Source organism: Actinocrinis sp. (assembly GCF_035605935.1).
Lineage (GTDB): Bacteria > Actinomycetota > Actinomycetes > Streptomycetales > Catenulisporaceae > Actinocrinis.
This window is the reverse complement of sequence record NZ_DATNGK010000323.1, coordinates 1-2,130: the sequence shown is the minus strand read 5'-3', so window position 1 is coordinate 2,130 and position 2,130 is coordinate 1. Positions and strand designations below refer to the sequence as shown.

General features: G+C 68.8%; 1 pseudogene. It reads right to left on the bottom strand.

The features are described from left to right. Positions 1 to 170: 170 nt before the first annotated feature. A pseudogene (locus tag VN779_RS26735) lies at positions 171 to 1,325 on the bottom strand (hypothetical protein); the annotation flags it as partial. Positions 1,326 to 2,130: the final 805 nt, after the last annotated feature.

The following is a 2,130-nucleotide window of genomic DNA, read 5'->3' as shown; positions in this document are numbered from 1 at the left end:
GGTACAAATCCAAGCCGGGCAGCTGGAAGCTAGTGGCGCCTGGTTTACAGAATCTCTACGAGGGACCAGGCCGCGTGCGGGTCGACGAGATTGCTGAGGACCTGAAAGCGACGATCGAGACAGGGGCGCCGTAGCCGGCTTCGTGCCGGTGAAGCGCGTAGTGGAGGCCCTCAGGCGCACAGCTCGATTCGCTGCGCGTCCTTGACGCCGTCGTATCGTGCTGGCGTGCAGGTCAATACGATGACCTGGCCGCGCTCCCCCAACGTGTCGAACACCGCGGCCATCTTGACCAGCCGCTCGGGATCGGTGAAGCCGAGCGCGTCGTCGATCAGGATCGGGACCGCGTCCTCCTTGGCGACTAACGCCGCGCCGGCGAGCCGGGCCAGGATGCCGAGTTGCTCCTTGGCCCCGCCCGACAGCGACTCGTAGGGCACGGTGCGACCGTCGAGTGTGCGGTTCTGGATGCACAGGTCGCTGTCGACGTCGACTTCGAAGCTGTCGCCGAAAACCGGCCGGCCGAGCCGCTGGAGTTCGGCGCGGTACGGCTCGACATAGCGCAGCCGGGTGGTGTCGCGGTGCCGCGTCATCACCTCCCGCAGCATCTGCACGGCGCGGGCCCGGCGGCCGACCCGGTCGTGCTCGCTGCGGGCGTGCTCGAGGTCGATCTCGGCGGCGTCAAGCTTGCCCTTGCGGCCTTCGGTGCCGAAAACCGTGAGCTGGGCGGCGATCTCATGCAGGGTTCTCGTAATGTCCTGATGCCGCTGGCGTAGAGCCGTCGCCGCCTCGACCGCGTCGGCCAGCTCGGCAGCGACGGCCTCGGGCGCCTTGGCCGCCAACTGCTGCGCCAACTCGGCGACCCGGCTCGCGGCCGCGTCGGCCGCCGCAGTATCGGCCTCCACTGCCGCGGTCAGCTTCTCGTCGGGAACTGCCGCCCGCTGTTCGGTCAACCGGTCGGCGACGGCGACCTGCTCGGCACGCTGCGTGACCAGCTTGTCGTGCACTCGCGTGGCCTGCGTTGTGACCTCGTTGAGCTTCTTCATCGCCAGCGCCGCGACCTTGCGGTGCGTCTCACAGTCGACCTCGGCCTGGGCGCGGACCGCCACCGCCTCCAGAAGTTCGGCGCGCGCGGCACCGGCATCGACATCGTCGGAAAGCGCTGGCAACGACTGTAATTCGGCCAGCTGGACGCGCAGCTGCTCGACGTCGTCGTCGCCGCACAGTCCGGTTAGCGTCGCGGTGAGCTGACCGCGGGTGCTCTGCAATTCGCGGCGACGCTCATCGACATGCCGTGCCGCGCTCAAATCCGCGACCCCGGCCGAGTCCAGCGCCAAAACCAACTTCTCTTGCGCCGCAGCGTATTTCCCTTGAACATCGAGCGCCGACGCCCCGGGCGTGACACGGGCGGTCGCGATCCCGGGAATCTCGACCTCGGTGGCGGCATTCGCCACCGTCGACCAGGTCTCGCCGGCTGGTAGCGAAACCCGCTGATCGCCGACGACCAGTTCGATGTCGGCGGCGGCGACGAATTCGACTGTCGCCGAGACCAATGCGAGCTGGCCTTCGATGCGATCCACTGCTGCGGCAGCCTGTTCGATCTGCCGCATCAAGTCGTCGGTGATGGTGATGGTCGAAAGCTCTTTGGCTACGTCGTCACGCTCGCCCAGCGCGGCATCGATTTTCGCGAGCCTCGTCGTCAGCCGCTGCGTCTCTTCGCGGCGGGCCAGATCGTCGACAACCTGACGGGCGGTCTCGACGCGCTGCCGGGCGGCGACGAGACTCTGGTCGGACCGCTCGACCACGGCGTCGGCCTCGACCGTGACATCGCGCGCCACCGCCTGGGCTTCGCCCGCCTCGCGGGCTTCGCCTTCCAAGGCCGCGACTGCGGCTGCGCGCGAGTCGTTTTCACTCCGCAACCGAATCCGCTCGGCGAGGGCAGCCGTCGACGCCGTGCTGGTCGCGGTCGCGGCGGCGGCGATCAACTCGGCCTCCCGCACCTGTTCGGTGAGCCGGGCAATGTCATCGGCGGCTGCCTGGGCGGCGGTCTGCCTCGACGTGGCGGCCTTCTGCTGCTCGGTCAGCTCGGCGAGCTCAACCGTGAGCGTGGCGTGCCGCTGCACCCGGTCGTCGACC